Genomic DNA, 14,047 nt, shown 5'->3' on the forward strand with positions numbered 1-14,047 from the left:
GAAGCGGAGCGGCTGCGGATGCCCTCCCCGGGCATCCGCAGCCGACTGCTTTACCGACTGCTTTTCAGCCGGTGACCACGCACATTCAATGACGGAAACGATCTCCCCACGAGCGCTCAGTGGTCATAGGCTCTTCCGTACCGCCGGACGCGCAGTGCGGGGACGGGCACCGCACAGACACACGCACCGGAGCACCAGCGGTACTTGAGCGCCGCCCCCGAAGGGGGGCGCCGCCGGGCAAGGAGGGCCGCATGACCGTACGGCGAGTAATGGGGATCGAGACGGAGTACGGGATCTCCGTCCCGGGGCACCCGAACGCCAATGCCATGCTCACCTCGTCCCAGATCGTCAACGCCTACGCGGCGGCGATGCACCGGGCGCGACGCGCCCGCTGGGACTTCGAGGAGGAGAATCCGCTGCGGGACGCCCGCGGCTTCGACCTCGCCCGCGAGGCCGCCGACAACAGCCAGCTCACCGACGAGGACATCGGCCTCGCCAACGTCATCCTCACCAACGGCGCACGGCTCTACGTCGACCACGCGCACCCCGAATACAGCTCGCCCGAGATCACCAACCCGCTCGACGCCGTGCTCTGGGACAAGGCCGGCGAGCGGATCATGGCCGAGGCCGCCGTACGGGCGGCCCAGCTGCCCGGAGCGCAGCCGATCCACCTCTACAAGAACAACACCGACAACAAGGGCGCCTCCTACGGCACGCACGAGAACTACCTGATGAAGCGGGAAACCCCCTTCTCGGACATCGTGCGCCACCTCACCCCCTTCTTCGTCTCCCGCCAGGTCGTCACCGGCGCGGGACGCGTCGGCATCGGCCAGGACGGCCGCGAACACGGCTTCCAGATCAGCCAGCGCGCGGACTACTTCGAAGTCGAGGTGGGCCTCGAGACCACCCTCAAACGCCCCATCATCAACACCCGCGACGAACCCCACTCGGACGCCGAGAAATACCGCCGCCTCCACGTGATCATCGGCGACGCCAACCTGTCCGAGATCTCCACCTACCTCAAGCTCGGCACGACGGCGCTGGTCCTGTCCATGATCGAGGACGGGTTCATCAACGTCGACCTCGCCGTGGACCAGCCCGTGCGCACCCTGCACCAGGTCTCCCACGACCCGGACCTCAAACACCTGATCACGCTGCGCAGCGGGCGGACGCTGACCGCCGTACAGCTCCAGATGGAGTACTTCGAGCTGGCCAGGAAGTACGTGGACGAGCGTTTCGGGTCCGACGTGGACGAGCAGACCCGTGACGTGCTGGCCCGCTGGGAGGACGTACTGGGCCGGCTGGAGACCGACCCGATGAGCCTGTCGGGCGAGCTGGACTGGATCGCCAAGCGGGAGATCCTGGAGGGCTACCGCCGCCGGGACGGGCTGGAGTGGGACGCGGCCCGGCTGCACCTGGTGGACCTCCAGTACGCGGACGTACGGCCGGAGAAGGGCCTGTACAACCGCCTGGTCGCGCGCGGCAAGATCAAGCGGCTCCTGGAGGAGCCGGCGGTCGACCGGGCGCAGAGCAAGCCCCCGGAGGACACCCGGGCGTACTTCCGCGGCCGCTGCCTGGAGCAGTACGCGGACGACGTGGCGGCGGCCTCCTGGGACTCGGTGATCTTCGACCTGCCTGGCCACGACTCGCTCCAGCGGGTCCCGACGATGGAGCCGCTGCGGGGCACGAGGGCCCACGTGAAGGAGCTCCTGGACCGCTGCCGCACGGCGGAGGACCTGGTGCGGGTGCTTTCGGGCCGCTGATCGCGGCTGAAAGGCCCCGGGTCCGGGAATCATGAGAACAGCCGGACGTTATGCCGGGACCTTTTGAACGACTGCGGGGACGAATGTCGGACCCTCCTTGTAGGGTCCGACGTAAGGTCTGATCTTGAGGGAGCCCCGAATCCCGGGGTCCCTCGACGTGAGCGTGCGAACCGAGCGGGGTGAGGTAGACATGGCGACCAAGGACACCGGCGGCGGACAGCAGAAGGCGCAGCGCTCGACCGAGGAGGTCGAGGAGACGGCGGTCGAGGAGACCACCGATCTCAAGGAGCGCCAGGAGAAGCTCTCCGACGACGTCGACTCGGTACTTGACGAGATTGACGACGTACTTGAAGAGAATGCCGAGGATTTCGTTCGGAGTTTCGTACAAAAAGGCGGCGAATAGCCTTCGAATCTAAGGCAGACTAGCCAGGATTGGCCTCATGTCCAATGGGTCCAAGTGGTGTCGTGGTTGTGGCCGTGACGTGCCGCTGAGCGGTTTCGCTGCAGATCGCAATCGTGGGGACGGCCTTCAGCCGAGGTGCCGGGGGTGCGTGGCCGCCTACGGGGCCGAGCACTACCGGCGCCGCCAGGCGGCGAGAGGCAAGGCCGTCGAAGAGAAGGTGGACGTGCCGGTCGGGCACAAGTCGTGCCGACAGTGCGGTGAGGTCAAGTCACATGGTGACTGGCACAAGAACGCGACAGCCTCTGACGGGTTGTCGACCCGGTGCAAGGCGTGCCGGGCGGTTCAGGGTCGTGCTAGCCACCTGAAGCGCTCCTACGGCATCACCGAAGCGCAGCGCGACGAGATGATCGCCTCTCAGGACGGGCTCTGCGTGATCTGCCGATTAGGACCGGCCGAGCACGTTGATCACGATCATCAGACGGGTAGGGTCCGAGGCGTGCTGTGCTTCAGCTGCAACGCAGCCTTGGGGCAGTTCAAGGATCGGCCGGACGTCATACGGCGTGCAGCCGCTTACGTGGAAGGAAACCTGTGGAAGCCAACAATCGTGGCACAGGGCGTCTACCGGCAGCCTTCCTGACGCCGGGGTCCTCGTCCTTCATGGATTTCCTGGGCGCGCACTCGCCCGAGATGCTGCCCGGCAACCGCAGGCTGCCGGACGGTGTGATCGAGGCGCCGCACGGGACGACCATCGTGGCCGCCACCTTCCCCGGCGGGGTCGTGCTCGCCGGTGACCGGCGGGCGACCATGGGGCACATGATCGCCCAGCGGGACATCGAGAAGGTGTTCCCGGCGGACGAGTACTCCGCGGTCGGCATCGCCGGTACCGCCGGCCTGGCCGTGGAGATGGTCAAGCTGTTCCAGCTGGAGCTGGAGCACTTCGAGAAGGTGGAGGGGGCGACCCTTTCGCTGGAGGGCAAGGCGAACCGCCTGTCCACCATGATCCGGAGCAATCTGGGCATGGCGATGCAGGGGCTGGCCGTCGTGCCGCTCTTCGCCGGGTACGACGAGGCCAAGGAGAAGGGTCGGATCTTCTCCTACGACGTGACCGGCGGCCGCTCGGAGGAGCACGGCTTCGCCGCCACCGGGTCCGGTTCGATCTTCGCGCGCGGCTCCATGAAGAAGCTGTACCGCGACGACCTGACGGAGCAGCAGGCCACCACCCTGGTCGTGCAGGCCCTGTACGACGCCGCCGACGACGACTCGGCGACGGGTGGTCCGGACCTGTACCGCCGGATCTTCCCGATCGTCACCGTCATCACCGACGAGGGCTTCCGCAGGCTCAGCGAGGCCGAGTCCTCGGAGCTCGCCCGCGCCATCACCGAACGGCGCATGGAGCAGCCCGACGGGCCGCGCGCCGCTCTGCTCTGATCATCCGCCGCCCCGTAGGAGCCCAGAAGAAAGGGACGGACAGCCGGTGTCGACTCCGTTCTATGTGTCACCCCAGCAGGCCATGGCGGACCGGGCGGAATACGCCCGCAAGGGCATTGCCCGCGGTCGCAGCCTCGTCGTGCTCCAGTACGCCGACGGCATCGTGTTCGTCGGCGAGAACCCGTCTCGCGCGCTGCACAAGTTCAGCGAGATCTACGACCGGATCGGCTTCGCGGCCGCCGGCAAGTACAACGAGTACGAGAACCTGCGGATCGGTGGTGTGCGCTACGCGGACCTGCGTGGATACACCTACGACCGCGACGATGTGACGGCCCGTGGGCTGGCGAACGTCTACGCCCAGACGCTCGGCACCATCTTCTCCTCGGCCGGCGAGAAGCCGTACGAGGTGGAGCTGGTGGTGGCCGAGGTCGGGGCTACCGCGGCGGGGGACCAGATCTACCGGCTGCCGCACGACGGGTCGATCGTGGACGAGCACGGCTCGGTCGCGGTCGGCGGGAACGCCGAGCAGATCAGTACGTTCCTGGACCAGCGCCACCAGGACGGTATGACGCTGGCCGAGGCGTTGAAGCTGGCGGTGCAGGCGCTGTCCAGCCAGGCGAACGGTGCGGACAAGGCGATTCCGGCCGAGCGGCTGGAGGTCGCGGTGCTGGACCGGACGCGGGCGCAGCAGCGGAAGTTCAAGCGGATCCGGGGTCGGCAGCTGGCGCGGTTGCTGGAGGCGGATGTTCCGGCCGCGGCGCAGGCGGACGCGGTGTCGAACGACGAGGCGCCGGAGGACGAAGCCGAGTAGGGCGAGCGGTAGTGGTCCGGGGAGCCCCGGTCCGTCCCTGTGGGGGTGGGCCGGGGTTTTCGCGTGTCCGGGGCGGGGTGTCCGGGGTGGGGCGTACGGGGTCAGCGGGTCGGGGCGGGGCCGGTGGAACCGCGGACGACGAGGGTGACGGGGAGGTCGGGGGCGGTCCAGGGGGTGCCGTCGAGGACGGCGAGGAGGGCGGCCATGCCGTGTTCGCCGACGCGTTCGGCGGGGAGTCGGACGGTGGTGAGTTCGGGTTCGACGGCGGTGGCGAGGGCGAGGTCGTCGAAGCCTGTAACGGAGAGGTCGTCGGGGACGCGCAGGCCGAGGCGGCGGGCGGCTTTGCAGGCGCCGGCGGCGAGGATGTCGTCGTCGCAGACGATGGCGGTGGGGCGGTCTCCGGGGGCGGCGAGGGCGGCTTCCGTGGCTGTACGGGCGCCGTGGACGGTGAGGGGGGCCCGTACGGTGCGCAGCTCGGCGGAGGGGCTCAGCAGGGCGCTGAGGGCTTCGGCGCGGATGTCGAAGGTCCAGGAGTCGACGGCGGAGGCGAGGTGGAGGAAGCGTCGGTGGCCGAGCGCGAGGAGGTGTTCGGTGACCTGGCGCGTGCCGTCGGCCATGGCGAGGTTGACGTGGGCGGCGGCTCCGGGGGCGGTGGGGTCGCTGTCGAGCATGACGAGGGGGAGGCCGTCGCCGCCGAGGGCGGTGAGGGCGTCGGTTGCCATGGAGGAGGCGATGACGCCGTCGAGGGCGGCGCGGGCGGAGGCGAAGGGGTCGCGGGCGGGGCCGGTGCCGTCGGGGGAGGGGTAGAGGACGACGCCGAAGTCGTGTGCGGCGGCGACGCGGGCGGCGCCGGTGTAGACGCGGGCGAAGAATTCGTTGGTGAGGGCGGGGACGACGAGGAGGGCGGTGCGGGTGGTGCCGAGGCGGAGGTTGCGGGCGGCGAGGTTGGGGCGGTAGCCGAGGTGTGCGGCGGCTTCGCGGACGAGGCCGGCGGTGCGTTCGGAGACGCGGCCGCGCCATTTGTCGCCGAGGACGAGGGAGACGGTGGCCTGGGAGACGCCGGCGGCGGCGGCCACGTCGCGGCTGGTGGGTCTCGTCACACGGGTCTCCTGGAGGGCTGGTGGGGCGGGGGCGGGGTGGGGTGGTGCGGTGCGCGAGGTGGGGTGGTGCGGTGCGCGGGGTGGACCGGCGGACTGCGGCCATGGTACGTATGACCCCGTCGAGTTATACGTATTACCCCGGCTGTGGCCGGGCGGAGAGGGGCGGACATGGCCGCGGGATACGCGGAGCTGCTCAGGACCAGGCATGCCGCGAGGCTGCTGGTGGGCACGCTCATTGGCCGGCTGCCGAACGCCGTCGCGCCGATCGCGATCGTGCTGTTCACGCGTGCCGAGGGGGGCAGCTACAGCCTCGCGGGCGCGCTGGCCGCGGCGTACGGCGTGGCGAACGCGGTGGGCCAGCCGTTGCTGGGGCGGGCCGTGGACCTGCTCGGGCAGCCGCGGGTGCAGCTGCCCGCGGCGGTGGTGTCGGCGCTCGGCATGGTGTGGCTCGCTCTGGCGGGCACCGGGTCGCTGGTGGCCGCGTACGCCGCTGTGGTGGTGGCCGGGCTGTTCACGCCGCCGCTGGAGGGCGGGCTGCGGGCCCTGTGGCCGGGTGTGCTGGGAGGCAAGGAGGAGCGGGTGCACGCCGCGTACGCGATGGACGCGGTGGCCCAGGAGGTCATGTTCACCGTCGGACCGCTGCTGGTGACGCTGTGCGTCGCGCTGTGGAGTCCGGCGGCGGCGCTGCTGGTGATCAACGCGGTGGGCGTGCTGGGCGCGCTCTCGGTCGTGGTCAGCGAGCCGTCGCGCACGTGGCGTTCCGAGCCGCGTGAGGCGCACTGGCTGGGGGCGCTGCGTTCGCGGGGGCTGCTGGCGCTGCTGGGGGCGTTCTTCTTCGTGGGGGCCGCGCTGGGTTCGATCACGGTGGCGGGCGTGGCGTACGCGGACGGCCACGGCGGTCAGGCCGTGTACGGGTGGATGATGGCGGCGCTGGGCCTCGGTGCGCTGGTCGGCGGCGTGGTGTACGGGTCGCGGCAGTGGCCGGGTGTGCCGGAGGTGCGGCTGCGGCTGCTGATCGCGCTGCTGGCGGTCTGCTACCTGCCGCTGATGCTGGTGCCGGGTCCGGTGGCGATGACGGCGCTGGCGGCGCTGGCGGGGGTGTTCCTGGCGCCGGCGCTCGCGTGCGCGTTCATCGTGGTGGACCGGCACGCTCCGGTGGGCACGGTGACGGAGGCGTTCTCCTGGCTGGTGACCTTCTTCGGGGTGGGCGCGGCGATCGGTACGGGTGTCGCGGGGCCGGCCGTGGAGCTGGGCGGTACGGCGACCGGCTTCGGTGTGGCGAGCGTGGCGGGGGCGGCGGCGCTGCTGGTGCTGACGTTCACTCAGCGGGCGCTGGCGGCTCCGGGCCGCGGCGGGGCGGTGGCGGGTGCGCCGGACGGGGCGTCAGGGGCGCCGTCCGGGGCGGCTTCCGGGGTGTCCTCGGGGGGCTGACCGGCGGGTCGGCGGGGGGTCTTGCGGGGGGCTCATCGGAAAATGATCGAAACGGCGCTCTCGAACTCGGTTTCAGAACAGGGCCAGAGGCGTAATGTTCAGTCATGGACCGCCGCATTTTCGGGCTGGAGAACGAGTACGGCGTCACGTGCACGTTCAGGGGACAGCGCCGACTGTCTCCTGACGAAGTGGCGCGCTACCTCTTCCGCCGTGTTGTGTCATGGGGCCGCAGCAGCAATGTCTTCCTGCGGAACGGCGCCCGCCTGTACCTCGACGTGGGGTCGCATCCGGAATATGCAACCCCGGAATGCGACAACCTGACCGAACTGGTCACCCACGACAAGGCCGGCGAGCGCATTCTCGAAGGACTGCTCGTCGATGCCGAGCGCCGCCTGCACGAGGAGGGAATCGCGGGCGACGTCTATCTCTTCAAGAACAACACCGACTCGGCGGGCAATTCGTACGGTTGCCACGAGAACTACCTGGTGGCCCGGCACGGAGAATTCTCCCGCCTGGCGGACATCCTGATTCCGTTCCTCGTCACGCGGCAGTTGATCTGCGGTGCGGGCAAGGTGCTCCAGACCCCGCGGGGCGCGGTCTACTGCGTGAGTCAGCGGGCCGAGCACATCTGGGAGGGCGTGAGCTCCGCGACGACCCGCTCCCGGCCGATCATCAACACCCGTGACGAGCCGCACGCGGACGCCGAGCGCTACCGCCGGCTGCACGTGATCGTCGGCGACTCGAACATGTCCGAGACGACCATGCTGCTCAAGGTCGGCGCCACCGACCTGGTGCTGCGCATGATCGAGGCGGGCACGGTGATGCGGGACCTGACCCTGGAGAACCCGATCCGGGCGATCCGCGAGGTCAGCCACGACATCACGGGTCAGCGCAAGGTGCGGCTGGCGAGCGGCCGGGAGGCCTCGGCGCTGGAGATCCAGCGCGAGTACTACGACAAGGCCGTGGACTTCGCCGAGCGCCGGGGCATCCGCACCGGTGTGGTGGACCAGGTGCTGGAGCTGTGGGGCCGTACCCTCGACGCGATCGACGCCGAGGACCTGGACCGGATCGGGACCGAGATCGACTGGGTGATGAAGTACCAGCTGATCGAGCGGTACCGGGCCAAGCACAACATGACCATGTCGAACCCGCGGGTGGCTCAGATAGACCTCGCCTACCACGACATCCACCGCCGGCGTGGGCTGTACTACCTGCTGGAGCGCAAGGGGCAGGCGGCGCGGATCTGCAACGACCTCAAGATCTTCGAGGGCAAGTCGGTGCCCCCGCAGACGACGAGGGCGCGGCTGCGCGGCGACTTCATCCGCCGGGCGCAGGAGCAGCGGCGGGACTTCACGGTCGACTGGGTGCACCTGAAGCTCAATGACCAGGCGCAGCGGACGGTGCTGTGCAAGGACCCGTTCCGGTCGGTGGACGACCGGGTGGAGAAGCTGATCGCCGGAATGTAGGACCGCGGTGTGACATCGCGCTGATCTTTCCCAGGGCCCCGTACGCGTCTCGTACGGGGCCCTGCGCACGGCTTAGAGTGGCGGCGACCGCCTTGTCGTCTGAGATCTGAGGAACACGTGCGCCGACTTGCCGGCCTGCTGGTCGTCCCCCTTCTGCTGCTGTCGACAGCGGCGTGTGGCGATGACAGCGGCTCTGACTCCAGCCAGATGAAGAACGGGGTGCCCGCGATCACGAAGGGCGCCAAGTTCGGGGAGGAGCCCACCCTGTCGCAGGGCGCGGGCGAGCCGCCGAAGGAACTGAAGGTGGAGGTCATCAGCGAGGGCACGGGCCCGGCGCTGAAGAAGGGCGACATCGCCCAGGTGAACTACCTCGGCCAGGTGTGGGACGGCAAGGAGCCGTTCGACGCCAGCTTCGGCAAGGGCAAGCCGTTCGACGTCACCATCGGCGCGGGCATGGTCATCAAGGGCTGGGACCAGGGCCTGGAGGGCCAGAAGGTCGGCAGCCGGGTCAAGCTCGTGATCCCGCCGGCCCTGGGCTACGGCGAGCAGGGCTCGGGCGAGAAGATCAAGCCGAACGCCACGCTGGTCTTCGTCGTGGACATCGTCAAGGGCACGACCGTCCCGGTCTCGGCGACGGGCAAGGAAGTCGCCCAGGAGAACAAGGACCTGCCCAAGGTCGGTACGAACACGGACGGCAAGGAAGTCGCCGTGACCGTTCCGAAGGACGTGACCCCGCCGGCCAAGCTGGTGTCGAACTACGTGCTGGAGGGTGACGGCGAGGCGGTGAAGGACGCCGGCAGCGTCGTCGTCAAGTTCCACGGCAAGACGTGGAAGGACGACAAGACCTTCGAAAGCACGTACGCCAACGACACCACGGTGACCTGGCCGATGGAGCAGCTGTCGGTCGCGGGTCTGAAGGAAGGCCTGATCGGCAAGAAGGTCGGCAGCCGCATCCTGCTCGTCATCCCGCCGGCCCAGGGCTTCGCCGACAAGGAGCAGGGGACGATCCCGGCCAATTCGACGCTGGTCTTCAGCCTCGACATCCTCGCGGTGATGTAAGACTGTTCCGGTTGTCCCCCCGGCCACCGCCGGGCAGGGGCCCCTGTCGGTAGCTATGAGGAGCAGTTCCGTGAGCATCGAGAAGCCCGAGATCGACTTCCCCGAGGGCGACGTCCCCACCGACCTCGTCATCGAGGACATCTGGGAGGGCGACGGCGCCGAGGCCAAGGCCGGATCCACGGTCTCCGTCCACTACGTGGGCGTGGCCTTCTCCACCGGTGAGGAGTTCGACGCCTCCTGGGGCCGCGGCGCGCCGCTGCAGTTCCAGCTCGGTATCGGCCAGGTCATCTCCGGATGGGACCAGGGCGTCCAGGGCATGAAGGTCGGCGGCCGCCGCAAGCTGACGATCCCGGCGCACCTCGCGTACGGTGACCGCGGCGCCGGCGCTGCCATCAAGCCGGGCGAGACGCTGATCTTCGTCTGTGACCTGATGGGCGCCTGAACCGCCCGCAGTGAAGTCGTGGGGCCCCTGCCGTCGGCGGGGGCCCTCGCTTTTGTCCGGGCGCGCCGGGGCGGTACGGTCAACGGTCACGAGTGTGTGTCGAGAGCGGGGGAACGGCGTCGATGGCGATTGCCAAGGCCGAGAGGCTGATGAATCTGGCGCTGTGCCTGCTGGGGACCCGACGGCCGCTCAGCAAGCGCGAGCTGCGCGGCTCCATCGAGGCCTACATGGAGGCCGGCAACGACGAGTCCTTCAACCGCATGTTCGAGCGGGACAAGGACGACCTGCGGGAACTCGGCCTGGTCATCGAGACCGTGGAGAACCTGGACGGCGACACCGGCTACCTGGCCCGCCGGGACAGCAACCGGCTGCCGCCCGTGAGCCTGGACGCCGAGGAGGCCGCCGCCCTGGGCCTGGCCGCCAAGGTCTGGCAGCAGGCGCGCCTCGCGGGGGCCGCCAGCGGCGCCCTGCAGAAGCTGCGCGCCGGCGGGATGCCGGAGGCGGGGGACCCGTACGCGGGCCAGCACAGTGCCATCGAGCCGCGCATCCCGGTCCACGAGGCTGCCTTCGAGCCGCTGATGCTGGCCTGCCGGGACCGGCGGCCGGTGGCCTTCGACTACCGCAAGTCCAACGCGGCGCGCCCCGAGGCCCGGCAGGTCGAGCCCTGGGCGCTGGAGTGCTGGCGGGGCCACTGGTACCTGGCCGGCTACGACCGCGACCGCGGGGCGGAGCGGGTGTTCCGGCTCTCCCGGATCACCGGGAAGGTCCGCTCCCGGGCGGCGAAGTACACCGCCGAGGTACCCGACGTGGTGACCGTGCGGGAGACCGTGGCGAGTTGGGCCGGGGAGGGGGCGGAGCGTTCCGCGCTGATCCGGCTGCGCGCCGGGGCGGGGTACCCGCTGCGGGCCAAGGCCACCGCCGTGCGCGAGGGCGCCGAGGGCTGGGACGAGCTGGAGATCCCGTACGGGCACGGCCTCGACGCCTGGCTGGTGGAGTTCGGCCCCGACGTGGTGGTCGTGGAGCCCGCCGATCTCCGGGCCGACGTGGTGGACCGGCTCCGCGCCGTCGCCAAGGGCTGACCGGCCCGCCTGCCGGACCGCCGGGCCGGACCCGCGGGTCCGGCGCCGTATCCCGCGCAACCGCGCCAACCGCAACGCACGCCCTGAGGGGGAGACGTACCAGCATGGCTGCCAACGCCATCGACCAGACCCGCCGGATGCTGTCCCTGGTGACCTACCTGCGCGAGCGCCCCGGGGCGTACGTCGCCGACGTCGCGCGCGCCTTCGGGATCACGGAGGACGAGCTGATCTCGGACCTCGACGTGCTGCCCATGTGCGGGACCAGCTTCCGCGGCGGCGACCTGCTCGACATCGACACCGACGGGGAGCGCATCTGGTGGCGCAACCCCGACGCCTCGGGGGAGTCCACCGCCGAGCCGCTGCGCCTGGCCGCCGACGAGGCGACCGCGCTGCTGGTCGCCGCGCGCGCCGTGGCCACGCTGCCCGGACTGCGCGAGAGCGACCGGGACGCCCTGCTGCGGGCCACCGCCAAGCTGGAGGCCGCCGCGGGCGAGGTCGCGGGGGCCAGCTCGCGGCTTTCGGTGACCTTCGAGTCCGAGGGCGGGGTCTTCGCCGACGTCGACCGGGCCATCGCGGAGCGCCGGCGGCTGTGGCTGCGGTACTACTCGCCCGCGCGGGACGAGCTGACCGAGCGCAAGGTCGACCCGATCCGGCTGTTCGCGGTGGGGCACACGTACATGGAGGGGTGGTGCCACCTCTCCGAGGCCCGGCGCACCTTCCGTCTCGACCGGGTCGCGGAGATCCGGATCCTGGACGAGAGGGCCGAGCCGCCGGCGATCGAGCCCCGCGACCTGTCCGAGGGGCTCGTGCAGCCGGCCGCCGAGGACCCGGAGGTCGTGGTCGAGGTCGGGCCCGGCGGGCGCTGGGTCGCCGAGTACTACCCGCACGACAGCGCCGAGGAGCTGCCCGAGGGGGGGCTGCGGATCACGCTGCGCAGCCCGGACCCGGCGTCGCTGCGCCGGCTCGCGCTGCGGCTGGGCCGCGAGGGCAGGATCGTCGTTCCCGCGGAGCTGGCGGAGAGCGCGCGGAGCGCCGCTCGAGAAGCGCTCGCGGGGTACGGGGAACAGGTCTGAGGGGGGCGTCGGCCGATGTCGCCCATGTCAGGGCCCGTCGCCTTCAAGGCGGCCTGTCCCGATTGCCGGTCCCGGTTCGAGCTGGACGCGGGCGCCCTGCGCCTGGCCATCGGCGTCAGCCGGCGGACCACGTTCTACTCGTTCACCTGTCCCGAGTGCGGCGCCGCCGTACGCAAACCCGCCGGTGAGCGCATCGTGGAGCTGCTCACCGGGGGTGGTGTGAGCACCCTGCGCAGCGTCTGACGCGGCCGGTGCCCTACGCTCGTCCCATGCTGTGGCCGATGATCGCAATTGCCCTGGGCTTCCTCGGGGTCGCCGTCCTCGCAATCCTGGCCCTGCGGGTCTTCGTGGAGGTGCGCAGGCTGTCCGGGCAGGTCGCGACGGCGAGCCGGCGGATCTCCGACGCCTCGGGCGACCTGGAGCGGGCGGCGGCCGACCTGGCCCGGGCGGGGCGCACCGTACGGCCGTGAAAACGGGACGAAACGGTGTGACCGGGGCATTGAAAAGGACGTCCTGGGCAAGCACGACGTCGCCCGGGGATTGCCGGGCGTTAACCCCCTGGGGTTACGATCGTCGGTAGAGACAGTCCTGGGCGCCCGTCGGGTGTGCCGTGAACCTCGGAGAAAAGGAAGATACCTATGTTCGGCAACCTCAGGGGTTGGGAAATCTTCGTCATTCTCGGGGTCATCATCCTTCTGTTCGGCGCGAAGAAGCTTCCGGACATGGCCCGCTCCCTCGGCAAGTCGGCCCGCATCCTCAAGAGCGAGGCCAAGGCCATGAAGAAGGAGGGGGAGGCCGACGACCCGGCCGCCGCCCCCACCGTCGCGGACGCCACCGCCCCTCAGCAGCCGGTCGTACCCCGCACCATCCAGGCCGCGCCCGGTGACGTCACCAGCTCCCGGCCCGTCAACGAGGCGAACCGCACCGCCCAGGGCTGACACAAGCCGCACACGCCAGCCAACTGCAACGAGCCAAGGGACGTGGGTTGCTCAAGTCTGCCCGCAAGCAGGAGAAAGCGGACAAGGACGCCGAAGGGCGGATGCCTCTTGTCGAGCACCTGCGTGAGCTGAGAAACCGTCTGCTGAAGTCGGTCCTGGCGATCCTTCTGATCACCGTCGTCTCGGCCTTCTTCTACAAGGACCTCATCGACTTCATGCTGAAGCCGATGCTGGACTCCGTCGGCTGCACCGGCGGGGTGGTCTCGCAGCGCAACGGCCGCCCCTGCGCCGACATGACGGTGAACGGCCTCATCGCGCCGTTCTCGATCGCCCTGAAGGTCTCCCTCACCGCCGGTGTGGTGCTGTCCGCCCCGGTGTGGCTCTACCAGCTGTGGGCGTTCACCGCTCCCGGCCTCCACAGCCACGAGAAGAAGTACGCGATGAGCTTCGTCGCCGTCGGAGCGCCGCTGTTCGGCGCCGGCGCGGTGCTCGCGTACAAGGTCCTCCCGCAGACCGCGACGGTCCTGCTCGAATTCACCCCCGACAACGCGCGCAACCTACTGCCGGTCGACGATTACCTCGACCTGGTCACGCGCATGGTCGTCGTCTTCGGCCTGGCCTTCGAGCTGCCGCTGCTGTTGATCCTGTTGAACATCACCGGAGTGCTCACCGCCAAGCGGCTCGCGAGCTGGTGGCGCGCCATGGTCCTCGGGATCACGGTCTTCGCCGCGTTCGCCACGCCCACCGGCGACCCGCTGACGATGCTGTCCCTCGCCGTCCCGATCGTCGCCCTCTACTTCCTCGCGCTCGGCATCTGCACGGTCAACGACCGCCGGCGCCGGCGCAACAACCCCGACGCGGCACTGGACGACGACGAGGCCTCCCCGCTCGACCTGGCCCCCGAGCCGATCGGGCGGATGGAACCGGCCCCGGCCCCCGCGGCCCTGCCCGGCCAGGCCGACGGCGGACGCCGGCGGATCAACGGGTACGACGACGCGACCTGACGGGCCGGTCCGGCCGGCCTGTGCGCAGGCCGTCCGGCGGCCGTCCTGCG

General features: G+C 70.3%; 16 protein-coding genes. 15 read left to right on the forward strand and 1 reads right to left on the reverse strand.

Translation table 11 applies throughout. From position 1 onward, the window contains the following. The first annotated feature begins 251 nt into the window (after positions 1-251). The 5 genes from dop (at position 252) to prcA (ending at position 4,405) form a co-directional block, all read left to right on the forward strand. Positions 252-1,763: a depupylase/deamidase Dop gene (dop, locus tag OTB16_RS23625; protein ID WP_267722642.1), complete on the forward strand. Its 1,512-nt coding sequence runs from the start codon at positions 252-254 to the stop codon at positions 1,761-1,763. A 190-nt stretch (positions 1,764-1,953) separates the two neighbouring features. Then, positions 1,954-2,166 carry a ubiquitin-like protein Pup gene (locus OTB16_RS23630; RefSeq protein ID WP_267722644.1) on the forward strand — a complete coding sequence of 71 codons (213 nt, stop codon included), beginning with the start codon at positions 1,954-1,956 and terminating at the stop codon, positions 2,164-2,166. Between the two features lie 37 nt (positions 2,167-2,203). Continuing rightward, positions 2,204-2,803 (forward strand): endonuclease VII domain-containing protein, encoded by a 600-nt coding sequence (locus OTB16_RS23635; RefSeq protein ID WP_267722645.1) that lies wholly within the window; start codon positions 2,204-2,206, stop codon positions 2,801-2,803. After that, on the forward strand, positions 2,755-3,594 hold the full coding sequence (gene prcB, locus OTB16_RS23640) for a proteasome subunit beta (RefSeq protein ID WP_267722646.1): 840 nt from the start codon (positions 2,755-2,757) through the stop codon (positions 3,592-3,594). The genes OTB16_RS23635 and prcB overlap by 49 nt, the downstream gene beginning before the upstream one ends. Before the next feature lie 46 nt (positions 3,595-3,640). After that, on the forward strand, positions 3,641-4,405 hold the full coding sequence (prcA, locus tag OTB16_RS23645; protein ID WP_267722647.1) for a proteasome subunit alpha: 765 nt from the start codon (positions 3,641-3,643) through the stop codon (positions 4,403-4,405). Positions 4,406-4,506: 101 nt separating this feature from the next. Here the strand turns inward: prcA and OTB16_RS23650 are convergent, their stop codons facing one another. Continuing rightward, positions 4,507-5,505 carry a LacI family DNA-binding transcriptional regulator gene (locus OTB16_RS23650; RefSeq protein WP_267722648.1) on the reverse strand — a complete coding sequence of 333 codons (999 nt, stop codon included), beginning with the start codon at positions 5,503-5,505 and terminating at the stop codon, positions 4,507-4,509. A gap of 168 nt (positions 5,506-5,673) precedes the next feature. Between OTB16_RS23650 and OTB16_RS23655 the strand changes: the two genes are divergently transcribed. From OTB16_RS23655 to tatC, 10 genes are all read left to right on the forward strand, one after another. Further along, positions 5,674-6,936, forward strand: coding sequence for an MFS transporter (locus OTB16_RS23655; RefSeq protein ID WP_267722649.1), 1,263 nt, complete (start codon positions 5,674-5,676; stop codon positions 6,934-6,936). A gap of 104 nt (positions 6,937-7,040) precedes the next feature. After that, positions 7,041-8,402, forward strand: coding sequence for a Pup--protein ligase (gene pafA / locus OTB16_RS23660; RefSeq protein WP_030768414.1), 1,362 nt, complete (start codon positions 7,041-7,043; stop codon positions 8,400-8,402). Positions 8,403-8,519: 117 nt separating this feature from the next. Continuing rightward, a complete protein-coding gene (locus OTB16_RS23665) occupies positions 8,520-9,461 on the forward strand; it encodes an FKBP-type peptidyl-prolyl cis-trans isomerase (protein WP_267722653.1) in 942 nt (313 codons plus the stop codon). A 70-nt stretch (positions 9,462-9,531) separates the two neighbouring features. Then, positions 9,532-9,903, forward strand: a complete 372-nt coding sequence (locus tag OTB16_RS23670) for an FKBP-type peptidyl-prolyl cis-trans isomerase (protein ID WP_267722655.1) — start codon at positions 9,532-9,534, stop codon at positions 9,901-9,903. 122 nt (positions 9,904-10,025) lie between these two features. Next, positions 10,026-10,982 (forward strand): helix-turn-helix transcriptional regulator, encoded by a 957-nt coding sequence (locus tag OTB16_RS23675; protein WP_267722656.1) that lies wholly within the window; start codon positions 10,026-10,028, stop codon positions 10,980-10,982. A gap of 104 nt (positions 10,983-11,086) precedes the next feature. Then, positions 11,087-12,055: a helix-turn-helix transcriptional regulator gene (locus OTB16_RS23680; RefSeq protein ID WP_267722658.1), complete on the forward strand. Its 969-nt coding sequence runs from the start codon at positions 11,087-11,089 to the stop codon at positions 12,053-12,055. A 24-nt stretch (positions 12,056-12,079) separates the two neighbouring features. Beyond that, positions 12,080-12,298, forward strand: a complete 219-nt coding sequence (locus OTB16_RS23685; protein ID WP_383907478.1) for a CpXC domain-containing protein — start codon at positions 12,080-12,082, stop codon at positions 12,296-12,298. Positions 12,299-12,324: 26 nt separating this feature from the next. After that, entirely contained in the window at positions 12,325-12,525 is a 201-nt protein-coding gene (locus tag OTB16_RS23690; RefSeq protein WP_267722661.1) for a hypothetical protein, read from the forward strand. Between the two features lie 168 nt (positions 12,526-12,693). Beyond that, positions 12,694-12,993, forward strand: coding sequence for a Sec-independent protein translocase subunit TatA (gene tatA, locus OTB16_RS23695; RefSeq protein WP_267722663.1), 300 nt, complete (start codon positions 12,694-12,696; stop codon positions 12,991-12,993). 47 nt (positions 12,994-13,040) lie between these two features. Beyond that, on the forward strand, positions 13,041-13,997 hold the full coding sequence (gene tatC, locus OTB16_RS23700; RefSeq protein ID WP_267722664.1) for a twin-arginine translocase subunit TatC: 957 nt from the start codon (positions 13,041-13,043) through the stop codon (positions 13,995-13,997). The last annotated feature ends 50 nt before the right edge of the window (positions 13,998-14,047 follow it).

The organism is Streptomyces antarcticus (genome assembly GCF_026627255.1).
Lineage (GTDB): Bacteria > Actinomycetota > Actinomycetes > Streptomycetales > Streptomycetaceae > Streptomyces > Streptomyces antarcticus.

Bases quoted from the DNA above. Each gene is read 5' to 3' on its own strand.
- OTB16_RS23655 (WP_267722649.1), top strand. From the start codon at position 5,674: ATGGCCGCGGGATACGCGGAGCTGCTCAGGACCAGGCATGCCGCGAGG.
- OTB16_RS23635 (WP_267722645.1), top strand. From the start codon at position 2,204: ATGTCCAATGGGTCCAAGTGGTGTCGTGGTTGTGGCCGTGACGTGCCG.
- OTB16_RS23675 (WP_267722656.1), top strand. From the start codon at position 10,026: ATGGCGATTGCCAAGGCCGAGAGGCTGATGAATCTGGCGCTGTGCCTG.
- OTB16_RS23690 (WP_267722661.1), top strand. From the start codon at position 12,325: ATGCTGTGGCCGATGATCGCAATTGCCCTGGGCTTCCTCGGGGTCGCC.
- pafA (WP_030768414.1), top strand. From the start codon at position 7,041: ATGGACCGCCGCATTTTCGGGCTGGAGAACGAGTACGGCGTCACGTGC.
- dop (WP_267722642.1), top strand. From the start codon at position 252: ATGACCGTACGGCGAGTAATGGGGATCGAGACGGAGTACGGGATCTCC.
- OTB16_RS23685 (WP_383907478.1), top strand. From the start codon at position 12,080: ATGTCAGGGCCCGTCGCCTTCAAGGCGGCCTGTCCCGATTGCCGGTCC.
- OTB16_RS23680 (WP_267722658.1), top strand. From the start codon at position 11,087: ATGGCTGCCAACGCCATCGACCAGACCCGCCGGATGCTGTCCCTGGTG.
- OTB16_RS23630 (WP_267722644.1), top strand. From the start codon at position 1,954: ATGGCGACCAAGGACACCGGCGGCGGACAGCAGAAGGCGCAGCGCTCG.
- tatA (WP_267722663.1), top strand. From the start codon at position 12,694: ATGTTCGGCAACCTCAGGGGTTGGGAAATCTTCGTCATTCTCGGGGTC.